The 18632-nt window shown below is 31.2% G+C and carries 20 protein-coding genes; 2 read left to right on the plus strand and 18 right to left on the minus strand.

The genetic code is table 11. The features are described 5' to 3' along the window. Positions 1 to 91: 91 nt before the first annotated feature. The 4 genes from H2279_RS01090 to H2279_RS01105 all read right to left on the minus strand — a co-directional run bounded on the left by H2279_RS01090 (position 92) and on the right by H2279_RS01105 (position 3040). Positions 92 to 319, minus strand: coding sequence for a hypothetical protein (locus H2279_RS01090; RefSeq protein ID WP_137623505.1), 228 nt, complete (start codon positions 317 to 319; stop codon positions 92 to 94). Positions 320 to 331: 12 nt separating this feature from the next. Further along, complete coding sequence (gene omp50, locus H2279_RS01095; protein ID WP_337195312.1) at positions 332 to 1759, minus strand: outer membrane tyrosine kinase; 1428 nt, start codon at positions 1757 to 1759, stop codon at positions 332 to 334. 81 nt (positions 1760 to 1840) lie between these two features. Beyond that, on the minus strand, positions 1841 to 2323 hold the full coding sequence (locus H2279_RS01100; RefSeq protein WP_337195313.1) for a peptidylprolyl isomerase: 483 nt from the start codon (positions 2321 to 2323) through the stop codon (positions 1841 to 1843). Positions 2324 to 2332: 9 nt separating this feature from the next. After that, positions 2333 to 3040: a YebC/PmpR family DNA-binding transcriptional regulator gene (locus H2279_RS01105; protein ID WP_337195314.1), complete on the minus strand. Its 708-nt coding sequence runs from the start codon at positions 3038 to 3040 to the stop codon at positions 2333 to 2335. 108 nt (positions 3041 to 3148) lie between these two features. On the opposite strand from H2279_RS01105, the gene H2279_RS01110 reads away from it, so the two are divergent. Next, on the plus strand, positions 3149 to 3490 hold the full coding sequence (locus tag H2279_RS01110; RefSeq protein ID WP_337195315.1) for a DMT family transporter: 342 nt from the start codon (positions 3149 to 3151) through the stop codon (positions 3488 to 3490). Beyond that, a complete protein-coding gene (locus H2279_RS01115; protein ID WP_442862182.1) occupies positions 3487 to 3801 on the plus strand; it encodes a DMT family transporter in 315 nt (104 codons plus the stop codon). Before H2279_RS01110 ends, H2279_RS01115 begins: the two co-directional genes overlap by 4 nt. Before the next feature lie 7 nt (positions 3802 to 3808). Here H2279_RS01115 and argS read toward each other — a convergent pair whose 3' ends face one another. From argS to mnmG, 14 genes are all read right to left on the minus strand, one after another. Continuing rightward, the gene (argS, locus tag H2279_RS01120) at positions 3809 to 5401 is read right to left on the minus strand and encodes an arginine--tRNA ligase (protein WP_337195316.1); all 1593 of its coding nucleotides are present in this window, start codon (positions 5399 to 5401) and stop codon (positions 3809 to 3811) included. A gap of 9 nt (positions 5402 to 5410) precedes the next feature. Beyond that, entirely contained in the window at positions 5411 to 5650 is a 240-nt protein-coding gene (locus tag H2279_RS01125) for a Sec-independent protein translocase subunit TatA/TatB (RefSeq protein WP_337195317.1), read from the minus strand. A gap of 1 nt (position 5651) precedes the next feature. Then, on the minus strand, positions 5652 to 6269 hold the full coding sequence (gene gmk / locus H2279_RS01130; protein ID WP_137623512.1) for a guanylate kinase: 618 nt from the start codon (positions 6267 to 6269) through the stop codon (positions 5652 to 5654). Between the two features lie 3 nt (positions 6270 to 6272). Further along, positions 6273 to 7781 (minus strand): hypothetical protein, encoded by a 1509-nt coding sequence (locus H2279_RS01135; protein WP_337195318.1) that lies wholly within the window; start codon positions 7779 to 7781, stop codon positions 6273 to 6275. Between the two features lie 53 nt (positions 7782 to 7834). Further along, positions 7835 to 8602, minus strand: a complete 768-nt coding sequence (gene fliR, locus H2279_RS01140; protein ID WP_137623514.1) for a flagellar biosynthetic protein FliR — start codon at positions 8600 to 8602, stop codon at positions 7835 to 7837. Further along, positions 8589 to 9224 carry an ABC transporter ATP-binding protein gene (locus H2279_RS01145; RefSeq protein ID WP_137623515.1) on the minus strand — a complete coding sequence of 212 codons (636 nt, stop codon included), beginning with the start codon at positions 9222 to 9224 and terminating at the stop codon, positions 8589 to 8591. Before H2279_RS01145 ends, fliR begins: the two co-directional genes overlap by 14 nt. 11 nt (positions 9225 to 9235) lie before the next feature. Then, positions 9236 to 10309, minus strand: coding sequence for a translation elongation factor Ts (gene tsf, locus H2279_RS01150; RefSeq protein ID WP_137623516.1), 1074 nt, complete (start codon positions 10307 to 10309; stop codon positions 9236 to 9238). Beyond that, positions 10309 to 11100, minus strand: a complete 792-nt coding sequence (gene rpsB / locus H2279_RS01155) for a 30S ribosomal protein S2 (RefSeq protein ID WP_137623517.1) — start codon at positions 11098 to 11100, stop codon at positions 10309 to 10311. Before rpsB ends, tsf begins: the two co-directional genes overlap by 1 nt. 115 nt (positions 11101 to 11215) lie before the next feature. Then, on the minus strand, positions 11216 to 12379 hold the full coding sequence (locus H2279_RS01160; protein WP_137623518.1) for an SAM-dependent methyltransferase: 1164 nt from the start codon (positions 12377 to 12379) through the stop codon (positions 11216 to 11218). A gap of 122 nt (positions 12380 to 12501) precedes the next feature. Then, positions 12502 to 13614 carry a c-type cytochrome gene (locus H2279_RS01165; RefSeq protein WP_337195319.1) on the minus strand — a complete coding sequence of 371 codons (1113 nt, stop codon included), beginning with the start codon at positions 13612 to 13614 and terminating at the stop codon, positions 12502 to 12504. Beyond that, on the minus strand, positions 13614 to 14861 hold the full coding sequence (locus H2279_RS01170; protein WP_337195320.1) for a cytochrome b: 1248 nt from the start codon (positions 14859 to 14861) through the stop codon (positions 13614 to 13616). Before H2279_RS01170 ends, H2279_RS01165 begins: the two co-directional genes overlap by 1 nt. Positions 14862 to 14863: 2 nt before the next feature. Continuing rightward, positions 14864 to 15367: a ubiquinol-cytochrome c reductase iron-sulfur subunit gene (gene petA / locus H2279_RS01175; RefSeq protein ID WP_137623521.1), complete on the minus strand. Its 504-nt coding sequence runs from the start codon at positions 15365 to 15367 to the stop codon at positions 14864 to 14866. Positions 15368 to 15455: 88 nt separating this feature from the next. Beyond that, entirely contained in the window at positions 15456 to 16721 is a 1266-nt protein-coding gene (locus H2279_RS01180) for an arsenic transporter (protein WP_337195321.1), read from the minus strand. After that, entirely contained in the window at positions 16721 to 18580 is a 1860-nt protein-coding gene (gene mnmG, locus H2279_RS01185) for a tRNA uridine-5-carboxymethylaminomethyl(34) synthesis enzyme MnmG (protein WP_337195322.1), read from the minus strand. Before mnmG ends, H2279_RS01180 begins: the two co-directional genes overlap by 1 nt. Positions 18581 to 18632: the final 52 nt, after the last annotated feature.

Genomic DNA, 18632 nt, shown 5'->3' on the forward strand with positions numbered 1-18632 from the left:
AATTTTTAAAATAAAAAATATAAATTGTAAGAAAATTTCTAAAATTTAAAGAAGTTAAAAAAAAGATAAAAGCGGCTTTAAACCGCTTTTATTATTTACCAGCAACTGAAACTTGATTTGGATTATCTGCTGCACGAGCAACCATACACTCTTTTAAAACAGCAGCGTCATTTGCATCTTTAACTTTTTTATTGATCCAACGTTCAATTTGTTTCATTGTTTTTGATTCTGGTTCTGGAGCTTCATACTTTGCCATTAAGCTAGCACAATCAGCTAAAGCAATGATAGGCAATAAACCCAAAAAAAGTAATTTTTTCATATCACTCACCCCTTAAAATTTCACATTATACATTAACATAACATTATCAGCTCTTGATTTTTCTTTCTTAGCTCCACCAAGTGGCAATCCACGATTTCCCCATTTGTTTTGGATATTGGTATAGCTTAATCTTAAGAATTGATATCTATCAAGCTGATAAATCACATAGAAGTCATTTGCTATACCTCTAGTCATTCTTATATTAAGTGGATCGTTGATGCTTGGACGGCTCATAGTATACCAGTATCTGCTTCCCCAGAAGAACTCATAACCCACTTTTAAAGCCTTAGTAAAGTCATAGCGTCCGCCTACATGCACCGCATAACCATCTTTTTCGTTAAATGCTAAAGAACTAGCCTTTCCATTTTGATTTAAAGCAGCAGGCCACCAAGCATTCGCATTAGCTCCATTGTAATACCCTAAAGACGCAAACCAGTTAAAGTCAGTTCCGAAAGCATTGTAGTTTTCAAAATGGATATTGGCAATAGTTGCATCACCTAGATTTTTAACACCTGCTCCACCGATTAAATTATTCATTATAGAATTACCAAGATCAATTGGTAAAGAGAAATCAGTCATACGTGCTATATTGAAAATAATCAAGTTATTTCCCATGCTACCCAAAGGAAGTTCTCCTTCTACAGCTGCATAGTAAAGATTTGCATCCGCATCTTGTTGATCACTCATCCAATCTCTTACTTTTCCTTCTTCATCCCATTGATAAGTCTTACCATAAGCAGCACGGATAGCTACTTTATAATCTTGTAAGCTTTCAGGTTTGTAAGTGATAACCGCAGCATCACCTAAGGCATTGATCGCTAAAGCTGGATAGGTTGATTGTCTTAAAGCATTGTTTCTAAGATTTGTTCCAGGGCCATCAGTTCCAGGTTGTCTTCCTATAGTTGCAATCCACTCAGGTGTAATGTAATAATCAAGATAAGCTCTATCTACATAAAGGATAGGACCACTTGTTCTTGTGTTTCTTCCTGCATCTAAATCATAAGGAGTTCCACCCCATCCCATTTGAGACCAGTTTTTAGCCATAGACAAGCGACCATAGAATTTAGTTTTTTCATTGATGTCTGCATTCATATTTAAATGAAGTTCCATCATCCACTTGTTATTTGCATGATAACTTGTGGTAGGAAGTTTGTAGTTTGTGTTTGAAACGGCATTTGAGAATTCAAGTCCGAATTTAACTTTGCTTAAAGCAGCTTGGAATTCATTATCATCTGCTCTATCGTTAAGATCAGCAAGTTCAGCATTAACTTCTTTGTTTTGCTTAGCTTGTGCTTCTCTTTCTTTTCTGATTTCTTTTAATTCGGCTTGAATTTTTGCAAGCTGTTTTTGAAGCTTAGTGATTTCATCATCTGTAGTTTGTGCAAAAAGTGATGATGAAAGAATACAAGCACTCAAAATAATTGAAAACTTAGTTTTCATAATAATAACTCCTTGTAAATATTTCATTGAAATAAAAAGGGTTATTTTAAGAAAAAAAAGCTTTAATTTAGATTATATTAATCATTTTTTGCTAGTAATTTCTATATCTAAAATTTTATCGCCTTGGCGTATTGAGTCTAGCACCTCTAAACTTTCTTCATCTTCTAAGTCAATTTGTCCAAACACAGTATGCACTCCATCTAAGTGAGGTTGTGGGCTATGACAAATAAAAAATTGCGATCCACCGGTATCTCTTCCTGCGTGTGCCATTGATAAAGTTCCGCGTAAATGCTTATGCTTTTGATCATCGCATTCGCAAGGAATTTCATAACCAGGCCCGCCTATGCCATTACCATAAGGACAGCCTCCTTGCACAACAAAATTTGGAATCACTCTATGAAAGGTTAGATCTTTGTAAAATCCTTCATTGGCTAGATTAGCAAAATTGCAAACCGTTTGAGGAGCTTCATCTGCAAAAAGCTCGAGTTTCATTGTGCCTTTTTCTGTTTTGATTAAAGCAAATTTATATTTGTCTGCATTAGTAGTATCGATTTGCTTAAGCATTTTTTCTCCTTATTCTATATTGGTATAAACAGCTTGAACGTCATCGTCTTCTTCAAGTTTATCTAAAAGCTTTTCTATATCGTTAAGTTGCTCTTCGCTAAAACTTAAAGGATTGTTAGCGATGTATTCAAGTCCGGCTTTTTTAAGCACCAAACCTTTAGCCTCTATAGCCGAGCTTAATTCTCCAAAGGCAGTATAATCTCCACTGATAACTAATTCTTCTTCATTTTGTTCTAATTCTTCAAGACCAGCATCGATTAGATCAAGTTCTAATTCCTCTAAATCTCCTGTAAATTTTTCAAGATGAAAAACCGCTTTTCGATTAAACATAAAGCCTAAGGATCCATTTTGCAAAATTTCTCCACCATTTTTACTAAAAATTGCTTTTACATTTGCCACTGTTCTAGTAGGATTATCTGTCATGCATTCAACGATCACTAAAACCCCATGCGCTGCTTTTCCTTCATAATGGATATTTTTTATATCCACACTATCTTTACCACTCGCACGTTTAATCGCCGCATCAATGTTATCTTTAGGCATATTATTAGCTTTAGCAGTCGCTATAGCACTTCTTAATTTTGGATTCATATCAGGATCAGGCCCGCCTTCTTTGGCTGCTACTTGTATAGCCTTAGCAAGCTTAGGAAAAAGCTTACTCATCTTATCCCATCTAGCCTCCTTAGAAGCTCTTCGGTATTCGAACGCTCGTCCCATAAGTTTCTCACTTTCTTAAAGATTTTTACGCTTGAAAGTATAAAACAAAAAGGCTGATTAAAGCTTTAAATGATATGATTTCAGCACTTAATTTTAAAAAGGATTGAAGTGATTGCAGAAAAAAAGGGACTTTTAAAAGCTTGGTTTTTTTTAATATGTGCTATTGTTTTTGAAGTTTTGGGCACAAGTTTTTTAAAAATGGAAAACGTGATTTTGGGTTATTTTTTTATGGCTATGTTTATTGGTTTTTCTTATTTTTTTCTAAGCAAAGCCATCACAAAAATTCAAATTGGGATCGCTTATGCGATTTGGGAATTACTAGGCGTGATTCTTATCCTTTTAGTTTCTTTTATCGTTTTTAAAGAGAATTTAACCTTGACTCAAATTTTAGGCATTGTTTGTTCTATTGCTGGGATTATTATGATTAATATCGGAGAAATTAAAGAGTGAAATTTTATTTTTTAATTATTATTTTATCTGCATTTTTAGACATCTTTGCAAATTTATTACTTAAAAAATCTAATGGCTTTAAACATAAATTTTGGGGAGTTGCTGCTATTTTTAGTGCTATCTTAGCCTTTTTTCTACTCTCTTTTGCTTTAAAATACGTGCCTTTAAGTATTGCTTATTCGACTTGGGGTGCTATAGGGATTATCGGAACGTGTGCTGGAGGATGGATTTTATATAAAGAAAAATTAAATAAAATAGGAATTTGTGGCGTTTTTTTAACTATAGTGGCTGTGATTTTGCTCAATTTTTAGAATGGATTTAATGATCCATTCTATTTTTTGCTTCAATCCCCATCAAAGCAAAAGCAGTTCTTATGCTTAAGGCAACCATAGCAAATAATTTTAATAAACTCTTCTCGTTTTCAGTGCCCACTACTTTATTTTCATTGTAAAATTTATGAAAACTTGCTGCTAAATTTTTTAGATAATCTGGAATTTTTTGCAAAGATCGACTCTCAAAAGCATCATTTAAAATCGCTTTTAAATTTAAAGCTTCAAAAAGCAAATTAGCCCCATCTTGGTTTAAACTTTCCAAATCAGCCTCAATCACATCTGCGACGCTTTTATTTGCCTTTGCAAAAACTTGATGAATTCTTGCATGGGCGTAATTGATATAAAAAACAGGATTGGAATTATCTTCCTTTTGTAGATCGCTCACATCAAATTCTAAATGAGTATCACATCTTTTACTTAAGAATATATAACGCAATGCATCTGCGCCAATTTCATTTAAAACATCACTCATTAAGATGAAATTTCCTGCTCTTTTACTCATCTTGTAAGGCTCACCATCTTTAAGCAAGGAAACCATCTGTGCTAAAATGATTTCAAGATCATCTGGATTAAAACCTAAATAATCCATAGCGGCTTTCATTCTAGGAATGTATCCGTGATGATCAGCTCCCCAAATATTGATACACTTATCATAAGATCGACTCATTTTATCTTTATGATACACTATATCAGCAGCTAAATAAGTTCCACGACCATCCTCGCGAATAATCACACGATCTTTTTCATCTCCTTTTAAAGAAGAAGCTAACCAAATTTTTCCCTCTTTTTCATAAATACCTTGATGCTCTTTTAAGGCTTCTAAAGTCGCATTTAAAGCATCATAATAAGATCTTTCGCTTACATAATTATCGATTTTGATTTTTGCTTGATCTAAATTTTGCTTGATTAGAATCAGCATTTTATCTTTTGCCCAATCTGATAAAGAAGGGATATTTTCTTCTTTAAAGAATTCTTTTCCAAATTCTTTATAAGCCTCTTCAGCCAAATCGCTGATATAATCGCCCTTGTAATATTGCTCTGGATACTCTACTTCTTCTTTTAAAATTTTCTCTTTTACACTCAATAAAACAGAAAGTCCAAGAAGATAAATTTGATTTCCCGCATCATTGACATAATACTCTGTATCAAATTTATAACCTAAATGCCTTGCTACTCTCGCTAAAGTATCACCAAAGATAGCTCCTCTTGCATGGCCTATATGCAAAGGACCTGTAGGATTTGCACTCACATATTCAAGTAAAAAAGTTTGAGTTTTACCCTCATCTTTGGCAAATTCATTTGGATTTTTTAAAGCTTGAGTTACAAGCTCATTTAAAAAGTTTTTTGAAATTCTAAAATTAAGATAACCATTGATGGCTTCAACTTTTTCAAAACAATGATGATTTTGAAATTTTTGTGCCAAATCATTAGCTATAATCATAGGAGATTTTTTTAACTCTTTAGCTAAAGAAAAAGCTAAAGGAGTGGCAAAATGTGCTAAGTTTTTATCCTTAGGATTTTCAAGAATAAAATCACATCCTAAAACTTTTTTAATTTCGTTAAAAATAATACTTTTCAAGAAAAAACCTTAAGCTTTTTTCGTTTCGTCTATATTTGCATCAATGCTTGTATTATTTTCTTTATTTTGCTTTTCTTCGATTTTTTGAGTATTTTTAGCTGTTTCATCATCGCTATTCATCTCATCTTTAAAGGTTTTTATACCCTTGCCTAAACCCTTTGCAAGTTCTGGAATTTTTTTCGCTCCAAAAAGCAATACAACAATTAATAAAATAATCAACCAATGACTAGGACTTGACCAACCACCCATTTTATTCTCCTTTATTCCAAGTATTTTGAATTTGATCTAGATCTTGCCCCTTTGTTCTTAACCTATGGGCGACTAAAATTGCTCGCAATGCTTCATAACTTTGATCGAGTTTATCATTGATGATCAAATAATCATACTCGCAAAGCTCTTTCATTTCATCGCTTGCATTCTCTAATCTTTTTTCTAGTTGTATTATTGTATCAGTATTTCGCTTAATAAGTCTTTTTTTTAATTCTTCTTTATCCTTTGTTGTGATAAAAACGGAAACAATTTTATCTTGCAACTTTTTTTTGGCTATTTTATATCCTTGCACATCTATATCAAGAACGACTATTTTTCCATTATTAAGCGCTTCTTGCGTGTATCGCAATGAAGTTCCATAAAAATTTTCATGCACCTTAGCCCATTCTAAAAAATAGTCATTTTTTATATCTTCTTGAAATTCTTCATGACTAACAAAATAATAATGCTCTCCGTGTCTTTCACCCTCTCTTGGAGATCTAGTTGTAGATGAAATTGAAAAATATAAATCTGACTTAAATTCTTCAAAAAGCTTTTTTAAAAGTGTGGATTTACCCGCTCCGCTAGGTCCTGACACTAATAAAATGAAATTTTTCAAATATTATTCCTCATTAAACGTAACATTAATGTTGATGTTCATATTCATACCCTTAAGAGCTGCTTTTAAGGTATTATCTTTAATACTTGAAGTGATCGCTCCTGCAATACTTTGACTCAATTCATTGACAATTTCTTCATTGTCCGTTTCTGACATCTTAGTATCTTGATCATTAGATGCTAATTCTTCGATCGTTTCTTCTTGCGTTATTGCTTCACCTAAAGCTTGTTGTATATCGCTTTCTTTAATACTATCTAATTCACTCACTGCTAAATTTGGAACCACGACTTCTTCCTCATCAATTTGTAATTCTTTTTCATCAAAAACAGGCTTGTCTTTAAAATCCTCTAAAATTTGAGGGCTATCATCTTCATCAATCTCATATTCAAGCTCATCAAGCTGGGCTAATTCTTCTTTTATCTGATCTTGAGTACTTAAATTTCCAAAATCATTGATTAAATCTTCTTCTGAAGTTTCTTCCTCTTCAATTACAGGTAAAATTTCCTCTTCTGATTCTTCTGCGTCTTCTTTGCTTTGTCCTAAAAATTCCGCATCTTCTGGAATATCATCAAAATCGACTTCTTTTTCTTGTTCTTCAACTATAGGCAATTCATCCTCAAAAGATTCTTCTTGAATATTGGTTTGTTCTGATTCTTCATCTAAATTTTCTTCTTGCGATGAAAGATCATCATCTTGTAAATTTTCATCATGATCTAAAATTTCATGATCTTTTAAAATTTCATTATCATCAATGTCACTTTCCTCTGATGTCTTTTCTTCTTCATCTAGTTCATCGATATTTTCTTCGAGTTTAAAATCATTATCGATTTCTAACTCATCTTGATTTTCTTGCGATACTTGAGAATCCTCTTTAATCTCTTCTGTTTTTTCGCTTGATTCTGCAATTTCATTTTCTTCAAGATTTTCAAAATTTTCTAATTCTTCATTTGAAGAATTTTCTTGTTCTTTAACTTCTTCAAGATCATCAAAATTTCCTAATTCTTCTTCGTTTATAGAATTTTCTTCCTTTGCTTCTTCAAGATTTAAATTTTCCTCACCTAAATTTTCCTCATCAAAATTCAAATCATCGATTTTAATTTCATCTTCACTAGATTCACTATGAGAATCTAAATTTAAATCGCCTATATCAAGTTCGTTTTTGCTAGTTTCATCATCAGAATCTTCAATAGCTGTTGTAGTAATGGTATCGTCGATTTTTAAATTTTCCCCATTTAATAAATTTAAAAAATCCGTAGGTAAAAAAGGCTTGTATAAAATTTGCGCATCAATATCAACATTTTGATTACGCGGTGCTAAAAATATCAATTTATCACATTTTTCTTTTAAAACCTTTAAGGGAGCTGGAATATCACTATCAACTACAATAACATCATAATGACCTAAATCTTCACTATAAGTATTAAGCTCTTCAAATTCATAAGACATTTTTTTAGCACTCAGACTTATCAATCTTGAAACTACAGAATTCTCATTTAAAAGTAAAATTTTCATCGCTTATCCTTAAAAATAATCACTATTCTACAAAATTTTCATTTATCCTTTGCTTAGACAAAAAAGAGAGTTTGCATATGAGTGATTGCTTCTAATATCAAATCCTTAAAATACTCCATCATCACAATTAAAATAACTATTAAAACAATAATCCCTAAAGCGATTTTAATAGGATAACCAATAACCAAAAGATTAAATTGTGGCATAGTTTTCATCAAAAGTCCAAAAATAGTATCAGTAAGCAAAGAAATTCCAAGTATAGGAAAACTCATGGTAAAACCTATAATAAAAATATTTAAAATACCCGAATTTAAATAATGCATTAAATTTTCTTGAGGATAAAAAGCCCCCAAATCAATATAACCCAAAGAATAACTTAAAAATAAAAGTATCAAATGATGTCCATTAAAAGCTAGAAAAAACAACAAAGCAATTAGATGTAAAATTTGAGATGTGATTGGCATATTTGTACCCGAGCTTGGATCTAAGACATTAGCCATTGTAAATCCCATGATAAAAGCGACTTGCTCACCAGCCATCATAATAATAGCAAAAATAATTTGCAGTATCAAACCTGCGATCATTCCAAAAATCACTTCGCTTAAAAGTTGGATCACAAAAAAAGCATCCAAATGCAAATTTTCAAGCTTTGCTAAAGGATATAAATACATAGTTAAAAATAAAGCTAAAGTTGTTTTAATAACTATAGGAATAGAATTATGAGAAAAAAAAGGAAAAAAAACTATAAGCCCACTCATTCTAGCAAAAAGAAGCATAAAAGTGGCTACATTTTTATCGCCTAGATAATTAACAAATTCCATTTGATTTTAAAGTATAGATTTGATCGCAAAATTTTGCAAGATTGTGATCATGAGTAACAAAAAATAAAGCCGCTTCATTTTCTTTAACATAACTAATTAAAAGTTCTATAACATTTTTAGCATTATCAAAATCTAAATTTCCAGTCGCTTCATCTGCAAAAATAATTTTAGGTTTTTTACAAAGCACTCTAGCTATGCTTACACGCTGTTGTTGCCCACCGCTTAATTTTCCTATTTTTTGATTTAAAAGCTTATCAATGCCTAGTTTTTCCAAAATTTTTTCATCCAATTTTTGGTGCGATAAAACACTAGCAAGTTCTATATTTTCTAAAGCAGAAAAACCCTTAAATAAATAATGTGTTTGAAAAATAATACCAAAATCATAACGACGAATTTTTAATCTTTCATTTTCATTTAAATGATAGAGGTTCTTATTTTTGTAAAAAACATCGCCTTTATTTGGCTGAAGTAAAGAAGAAAGGATATGCAAAAGAGTGGATTTTCCGCAACCACTACTCCCCTCTATAGCAATACAATCTTGAGTTTTTAAAGTTAAATTTAAATTTTCAAAGAGCGGATAATCAAAGCTATGACTTAAATTCTCCGCTCTTAAAAGTTCCATTATAATCGCTTTTAAAGTTGCGCAGCTACTTCAGCAGCAAAATCTTCAGTTTTCTTTTCTAAACCTTCGCCAACCTCAAAACGGATAAATTCCACGATTTTAATTTTACCGCCTAATTCTTTTTCCTTTTCAGCGATAACTTGCTCTATAGTTTTTTTATCGTCCATAACATAAAATTGTCCCATTAGGGTTAATTTACTATCAAGTTGAGAATTATCCGCTATAAAGCTGTTCATTTTTCCAGGAATGATATTGTCCCAAATTTTTTCAGGTTTTCCTTGTGCTTTAAGCTCAGCTTTAATATCTTCTTCTGCTTGTTTTAAAATTTCTTCACTAAGTTGTTTTCTACTTGCAAATTTAGGTATTTTAAGCTCTGGCTTATTTGGATCTTTTAATCTGCGTCTTTCTTCATTTTCTTTTTCAAGTTCAGCCACCAAAGCTTTATATTCACTCTCAACAAAAGAAAGATCTAATTCTTCATAACTTAAATAGCTTGGTTTCATCGCTGCTATATGCATACAAATTTGTTTTAAAAAATCTCTTGATTTAGAAGCGATTTCAGCACTATCACAAGCAGCAGCAATGATAACACCTATACGTCCATTTGTATGGATGTAACCATTAACAACGCCATTAGCACTTGATTTTAGAGTTGCAAATCTTCTTACAACCAAGTTTTCACCAATGGTTGCAATTTGACTTTTTAAATATTCTTCAAATTTTACCCCATTGATCATACTTGAATGAAGTTCTTCAACACTTTGTAAGCTATTGTTTTGAATATGTGCTGTTGTATCTTTAGTTAAAGAAATAAATTGATCATTCTTAGCTACAAAATCAGTTTCTGAATTGATCTCAGTGATGGTTACACTTGAAAAATCATCATTAACTTTAACACTCACTAAACCTTCAGCAGCAAGTCTATCAGCTTTTTTTGCAGCCTTGCCTAATCCTTTTTCTCTTAAAAGCTGAACTGCTTTGTCAAAATCTCCATCGGTTTCACTCAAAGCATTTTTACAATCCATCATCCCCGCGCCTGTACTTTCTCGGAGTTCTTTTACCATTGCAGCAGTAATTTCAGCCATTATTCTTGCTCCTCTTTAAAATCTTCTTCACTCATAGCTTCATCTAAAACTTCTTTTTTTTCTTCTTCTGTGATTTCTTGCTCTTGTGTAGCTGGAACTTCACCATCTTGTTCTCTTAAATTTTTTCCTTCATTGATAGCTTCAGCTATTTCTTGGCAGAAAAGTTGAACAGAACGAATTGCATCATCATTACCTGGAATAGGATAAGTTACTAAATCAGGATCACAATTTGTATCAAGAGGTGCTACAACAGGAATTCTTAATTTATTTGCTTCTTGAACAGCAATTTTTTCTTTAACTGTATCGATAACAAAAATCATATCTGGTTGAGTTTTTAAATGACGAATTCCTCCAAGATAAGCTAATAATTTTTCTTTTTTTCTTGTAAGCATCAAAGCTTCTTTTTTAGTTAAAAGTTTGATACTTCCATCTTCTTCCATTTTTTCTATAACTTCTAATTTTCTAATTGATTGACGAATAGTGCCAAAATTGGTCATCATACCGCCTAACCATCTGTGATTTACATAAGGCATACCGCATTTTTCAGCGTATTCTTTAATCGCTCCGCCAGCCTGTTTTTTTGTCCCAACAAAAAGTATAGTTTTTCCTTCAGCTGCAGCATCGCGAACGATATTGTAAGTGTATCTAAAATATCTCAAAGTTTTTTGTAGATCTATAACATAGATACCTTTTCTTTCACCAAAAATAAATTTCTTCATTTTTGGATTCCATCTTCTTGTTTGATGTCCAAAATGAACACCGCATTCTAATAAATCTCTCATGCTAACCATGATTTCTCCTTATAAATTTAGCTTTATTCCTCCGCACCCCTTAACTAAACAAGCTAAAAAGGAAGTTGGTGCGTGCGAAATGAAGTTTCGATTTTACCAAAATTAAGTTTAGTTTTTACTTATAAATATACTCTTTGGTTAGGCTTAATTCATTATTGATTTCTTTTGTAATTAGAAATTGAAACAAATCCACACTGCCCACACGAAAAGCTGAAGCACAAGATCTTAGATATAAATCCCACATTCTGATAAATTTTTCATCATATTTTTCTCTCACTTGTGGCAAAACTTGATTGAAATTTTGACTCCACATATCTAAAGTTTTAGCATAATGTATTCTTAAACTTTCTGCTAAAAGAAGGTGAAAATCCCATTCACTCATAATACTAATAACCTCTCTTAAAGAAGGTAAATATCCCCCTGGGAAAATATATTGATCAATCCAAGCATTAGTTTTTCCCTCAAACATAGATAAAATAGAATGCAAAAGCATCATTCCCCCTGGTTTCAACACTTGTTTAACTTTCATAAAATAAAGCCCTAAGTTTTCTTTACCTACATGCTCAAACATACCCACAGAGACAACCTTATCGAAATAATTTTCAAATTCTAAATCTTGGTAGTTTTGCAATCTTATTTCAACTTTATCTTCAAGATTAAATTCTTTCACTCTTTCTTTTGCTTTTTTATATTGCTCTTCAGAAATTGTAACTCCAACAACATTAACACCATATTGCTGTGCAGCCATAATGGAAAGCCATCCCCAACCACAACCTATATCTAAAAGCTTTTCTCCTTTTTTTAAATCAAGTTTTTTTAAAGTATGATTGATTTTGTTAATTTGCGCTTGATAAAGAGTATCATTTGGATTTTTAAAATAGGCACAAGAATAACTCATAGTTTCATCAAGCCATAATTTATAAAAGTCATTTCCCAAATCATAGTGGCTTTTGATATTTTTGCTCTCTTGTTTTTGTGTAATTTTGCTTAAAGCATCTTCCTTATTTTTTAAAAAATGTTTATTTGAAAAATAATACAATACCCTAGCTATCTCATCATAATTTCCTTCTATATCAAGCTTAGATTCCATATAATGTTTTGCAAAAACTAAACTTGTATCGTTAAATAAATCAAATAAAGGTATTTTCTCTTTAAAAATTAAGGTAAATTGAGAAGGTTTTTTTCCAATGATCAATTCCTCGTTATCCCAAAATATAACTTTAAAATCACCATAATTCCATTTTGAAAGAATCTTTTTAATTAATTTTTTTTCAAACATAAATACTCCAATTTAATAAAAATTATTAAACAGCAGTATTTCTCTTTTAAGTTTAAAATCTAATAAAATTGAAGATAAATTAAAAGATTTTCATCAAAGCCTGATGAAAATCTAAAAAAGGTTTAATGAAGTTTAGACCAAACTGAACGTTTCCAGCCTATAGCAAATACGCTTAAAATCGCGAAGAATATCATGATATAAATTCCTGTTTTTTCTCTTTCTTCTTTTTTGCTATCACCTACTTTTTCAATATAAGAAATAACCTTAGCTTGAGCAGATTCTGTTAAACCAACTCTTGGCATAGCAGTTCCTGGAAGTAGTTTTTGAGTATCATTGATAAAGTCGTGTAGATATTGTTCTCCACGAGATCTAATCATCATAGAAAGATCAGGCGGTATTGAGCCTAAATAAGTTTTCAAATCACTATGTTTTGAAGGAGTGAAGAAATTATCATATTTTACATCATGACAACGACCACAAGCTTCTATAAAAGTAGCCTTATCTTTAGCAAATGCAATGTCTTTATCTATTAAAGCAGTTTTTTCAGGACTATTTGCCATTTTTTGATATTTAGTTTCTATTTCTTTTTTAATTGCAGCATTTTCATTGGCTTCAAATTTAGTTCCCATTTCTTTAAGATAAGCAACCACGTTAGCCACATTAGCATTCATAACTTCTGGAGTATCTTGATAAGGAGGCATTGGGAAGGCATCTCCAAATTTATGATATACCTTTAAAGTTACAGATGGATTCATCACCAAAGCTGCTAAAAATTTATCATCAAAAATAGCCCCAGCAGAACTTAAATCAGGAGGAATAACTCCAAAAGTAGAAGAATCAGCAACTGGTGATGTGATATTGTCTTCTTTTAAGCCATGACAACCTGCACAATTTCCAGCAAAAAATTCTTTACCCTTAGCCGCATTACCTTTGCTAAGATCTATTTTTGCAACATTATCCCAAAGAGTTGTAACTTGATTTAAATCCTCTTTTGCTTTGTCAAGTTCTTTTTGAGCACTTTCTATTCTTTTAGCATCATTTGCCTTTTTAGCATCATTTAAAGCTGTTTCTTTTTGAGCTAAAATATTCTTAGCATAATTGATATCTTCTGCAGAAAAATCAAAATTAGCAGGAGCAACATGCGGTTTCATTACAGAATGAGCATAAGGTTCAACACCCCAATACACAATTCCTGCAAAAATTACTACTATTAAAAATATTTTAATTTCTCTCATTATCTAGCTCCTTTTCTTTCCATAATAGTAATTATAGGTAAGATGACTAGAAGTAATAATAAAAATACAACAGAAGCATAAAATCCTACCCAAGCATTTACACCCGTTGGAGGCAACTTGCCATAAATAGTCAAGACGATCATATCTACAAGTAAAATCCAAAACCAAATAAAAAATAAAGGTCTTTCATGAGCTGGTTTTACCACTTCACTTCTATCAAGCCAAGGAAGTAGGAAAAAGATCACTTGAGCCACACCAAAAGCCGCTAAACCGATACTAAAAGCTTTGATACCTGCTATATCAAAGAAAAATCCTCTTAAAACCTCATAACTCCATAAGAAATACCATTCTGGATAAATATGAGGTGGAGTTTTAAGCGCATCCGCTGGATCAAAATTGATAGGATCCATAGCAAATTCGAATTTAAAACAAACCAAATAAAAAAAGAAAATCATGAATAAACAAATATACATAAAGTCTTTAGATAAAAATCCTGGCCAAAAAGGAATTACTTTTGAATTTTTAGTATCGCCTGCCATATATTTTTCAGCTTCTAAATCAAAATCTAATTCTTCAGAAATTTCATTATTTACATGTGGAATTCTTAAAGAATAAAAATGGAAAGCAATGATTGAAATAATCACAATAGGAAGCAAACATACATGAAGCATAAAAAATCTTGTTAAAGTTGGATCAGAAACAGCATAATCCCCACGAATCCAAATTACAAGTTCAGGACCTATAAAAGGAATTCCTCCAAAAAGATTAGTGATAACTTGTGCAGCCCAGTAACTCATTTGTCCCCAAGGAAGCATATAACCACTAAAAGCTTCAGCTGAAAACACAACAAAAAGAAGCATACCGCTTACCCAAATCATCTCTCTGCCACGTTTATAAGAACCATAATAAATTCCAGTAAACATATGAATATAAATGATTAAAAAGATTACAGAAGCAGCTACACCATGCATATGACGCCATAACCAACCATAATCAACCTCTTGCATAATTGTTTTATTTACACTATTAAAAGCAAGAGCAGTATCAGGCTTATAATACATTACAAGTAAAAGACCTGTTACAAAAAGTACTGCAAAAAGCGTTGTTAAAATAACACCCATCGCCCAAAGAAAATTAATTTGTTTTGGGATCCAGTATTTTGCCATCAAAACATCAAATAATTTATTGACAGCTAATCTCTGATCAAGCCAATCTATTAAGCCATTTGCTTTTCTAATATGTGCCATAATTAAGCCTCCTTGGTCATTTGTTTATATTCTGGACCCTCTTCGCCTAAAACAAGTTTAGTTCCTTCAATTTTAAAAGGAGGGATATCAAGAGGTCTTGGAGGAGGTCCAAAGATATTTTTTCCACTTGTATCGAATTCCCCACCATGACAAGCACATTTAAAAATTTGCTCACTTGGATGATATGCAGGAATACAGCCTAAATGGGTACAAAGTCCTATAACAACAGTATATGCCGCATTATCAACAACAACATCACGCTTTGGATCTTTCGCCATACTAGCATCTTTTTTTAAAATAAAAATAGGTTTTTTTCTCCACTCTATCGTCCTAAGCTCTCCGGCTTGCATTCCTGATAAATCTACTGTAGTAAAACCTGCAGCTTTAACACTTGGAAGTGGATCCCAAGTTTTTTTCATTGCAACAAGCGAAAAAACACCGCCTACAGCAGCTACGGTTCCAAATGCAACTCCCATAAAGCTTCTTCTGCTTTCAGATGTAGCCATAACTCGTCCTTTCATTTTTATTTAAACAAATCATTAGTTTATCTAAAATAAAATAAATTTTTTCTTTGCTTATTAATCTCTTGTTTACTTATTTCAAAATAAGCCCCAAAAAAGAGAAAAAAAGAACGGGCAAAGTGATAAAAAAGCTAAATTTGCAATACTTTAAAAAAGAAATTTTAATACCTCTTTTTGTCAAAAGTTCTAACCAAAATAAAGTTGCTAAAGATCCTATAGGGGTAAGCTTTGAACCGATATTAACTCCTAAAAGATGTGCATATACCATATCTTTTGGAAAATCTTTCAACGCTAAATCACCGATTAAAGTCATAGGTAAATTATTAAAAATTGAAGATAATAAAGCTGAAATAAAACCTGTGCCAAAAATAGAATTGATTTCATTGTATTTCAAATTCTGATATAAATTGGATAAAATTTCACCTACTCCACATTTATGCAAAGCAAAAACAACGATATAAAGTCCAAAGCTAAAAATAAAAATACCCCAAGGCGCATGTTTAATTACTCTTAAAGCCTCTCTTTTTTTAATCCTATAAGCTATAAACCAAAAAAACAAAGATTCGCATAAAGCGATCAAGCTTTTATCCCATTGATATATTTGAGCGATAAAAAAGCTAAGTACAAATAAAATCAAATAACAAATACAAAAAAGAAAAAAAGAAGTAGAAAATTTTACCTCTTTGGCTAGTTTTATTTCAAGATAGCATGGTAGGGATCTTAAAAAAACAAAACAAACAATAAAAAGGGTAGAAAATAAAACAAACAAACTTGGTAAAAACATATTTTTTGCAAATTCTAAAAAATCAAGATTAAAATAATTAGCCGTGATTAAATTAGTTAAATTAGAAATAACCAAAGTATTAGAACTTGCATCACATAAAAAAGAAACACTCAATAAAAAAGTATTTATAATGATACTATCTTTTAAATTTTTAAAAGTGCTAAAAATCGCAATAACAATAGGAGTGATGATCAAAATAGCACCATCATTTCCTAAAAAGGCAGTGATAAAAAATACAAAAACAAGTAAAAAAAGCATTAATTTCTTAGTCGAAATTTTTTCATTTTTATTTTTAGAATAATCCAAAATTTTTCTAGCTATGAAGTCAAAAAAACCTAAAATTTCCAAAGCAAAAGAAAGTATCATAAGTGCTAAAAGAGTTAAAGAGCTTCCCCAAACAAGATCAAAAATAAAAACAATATCATTCCAATTTACAAGTTTAAAAAAATAAACAAAAAAAGCTCCGATTAAAGAAATTATCCATAAAGATAAATTCCAAGGCCTTAAAAAAATAAAAACTAAAGTGATTAAAAAAAATAAAACCGCAAGAAACATTAATTTTGTTTCTTTTGGATTTTTATATAAATTTGTAAAATATCTAAAGCCGCAGGAGTGATACCGCTAATCTGACTAGCAGCAAACAAGGTTAAAGGTCTATTAAGTTCAAGTTTTTCAATTACCTCATTGCTTAAACCACTCACACTTTTAAAATCAAAATCTTTAGGAATACGCATATCAATTAAATTTTTCATTTTTTCAACTTGTGCTTTTTGCATGATGATATAATGATAATATTTAGCTTCATTTAAAATTTCTCTTAAGGAATATTCATCCATAGTTTCAAAAATAGGATCTAGTTTTTTTAATTTTTCTATATTAAAGCTAGATCGTGCAACTATTTTTTGCAAATTAACAATAGAACTGATTTTTTCTTCACCCAAATGAGTCAAAAATTCATTATTTTGATTATTAGGTGTCAATTCTTTTTTCAAAAGAAATTTCAATCCTTTATCTAAATTTTCTTTAATATTTTCAATGAATTTATAATCCTCATCCCCTAAAAGTCCAAATTCCTTACCATATTTTCCAAGTCTAATTATGGCATTTTCTTCTCTTAAAAGTAATCTAAATTCAGCCCTTGAGGTAAACATTCTATAAGGTTCTTTTGTTCCTTTAACTACTAAATCATCGATTAAAACGCCTATATAAGCCTCATCTCGTCTTAAAATAAATGGTTCTTTTTCATCAAGAGCTAAAACAGCATTAATACCTGCCATAAAGCCTTGTGCTGCCGCTTCTTCATAACCTGTCGTTCCATTAATCTGTCCAGCGCAATAAAGATTTTTAATCTTTTTAGTTTCTAAAGTATGGTAAAGTTCTGTTGGATCAATATAATCATACTCGATTGCATAACCAAAACGTGTAATTTTAGCTTTTTCAAATCCTTTTATAGAAGAAAGCATTTCTTGTTGAACTTCATAAGGTAAAGAAGTAGAAAATCCATTGATATAATACTCAGTAGCATCAATGGTTTGAGGTTCTATAAAAAGATGATGGCTTTCTTTCTCTGCAAAACGATTGATTTTATCTTCTATAGATGGGCAATATCTTGGCCCCACTCCTTCAATTTGTCCCGTAAAAAGTGGAGCACGATAAAAATTATTTTTAATAATTTCATGAGTTTTTAAATTGGTTCTTGCTATATAACATGGTAATTGAGTGGGATTAAAATCTCTAGTTTTAAAACTAAAAGCCTTAGGGTTTTCATCTCCGTATTGAATTTCAAGGGCATTAAAATCGATAGTTTTTGCATCCACTCTAGGACAAGTTCCTGTTTTTAAACGTCCCATTTTCAAATTAGTATGAGATAAATTTTTTCCTAATTTTACAGAAGCAAGTTCTCCAACCCTCCCTGCTTCAAGTTTATTTTCTCCTATATGAATAAGTCCATTTAAAAAAGTTCCTGTTGTTAAAATAATTTTTTGAGCTTTGTATTCATTATTTAAGTTAGTTTTTACTCCAATAACTCTATCTTTGTCAAATATCAACTCGCAAACTTGTTCTTGTGAAATTTCTAAATTTTCAAGCTTTAAAAGTTTGTTACGTGCAACAATACGGTATTTATCCATATCAATTTGTGCTCTACTGCCCCTTACTGCTACACCTTTACTTTCATTTAAAATACGAAATTGTATGCCTGCGCTATCAGTAATTTCACCCATTAAACCACCCATGGCATCAAGTTCTTTAACCAAATGTCCCTTAGCAAGTCCTCCAATAGCTGGGTTGCAACTTGCCGCACCGATTTGTTCTATAAGGGTTGTTAAAAGTAAAGTTTTTTTGCCCATTTTAGCAGCAACAGCACTCGCTTCGATACCAGCATGTCCGCCACCTATGACAATAATATCGAACATATTTTTTCCTAAATAAATGAAGTTTTTTAAAAACAATGAATAGAGATTATAT

The sequence above is a fragment of the Campylobacter sp. B0100352/1 genome (genome assembly GCF_020135855.1).
In the GTDB taxonomy this organism is placed as follows: domain Bacteria; phylum Campylobacterota; class Campylobacteria; order Campylobacterales; family Campylobacteraceae; genus Campylobacter_D; species Campylobacter_D taeniopygiae.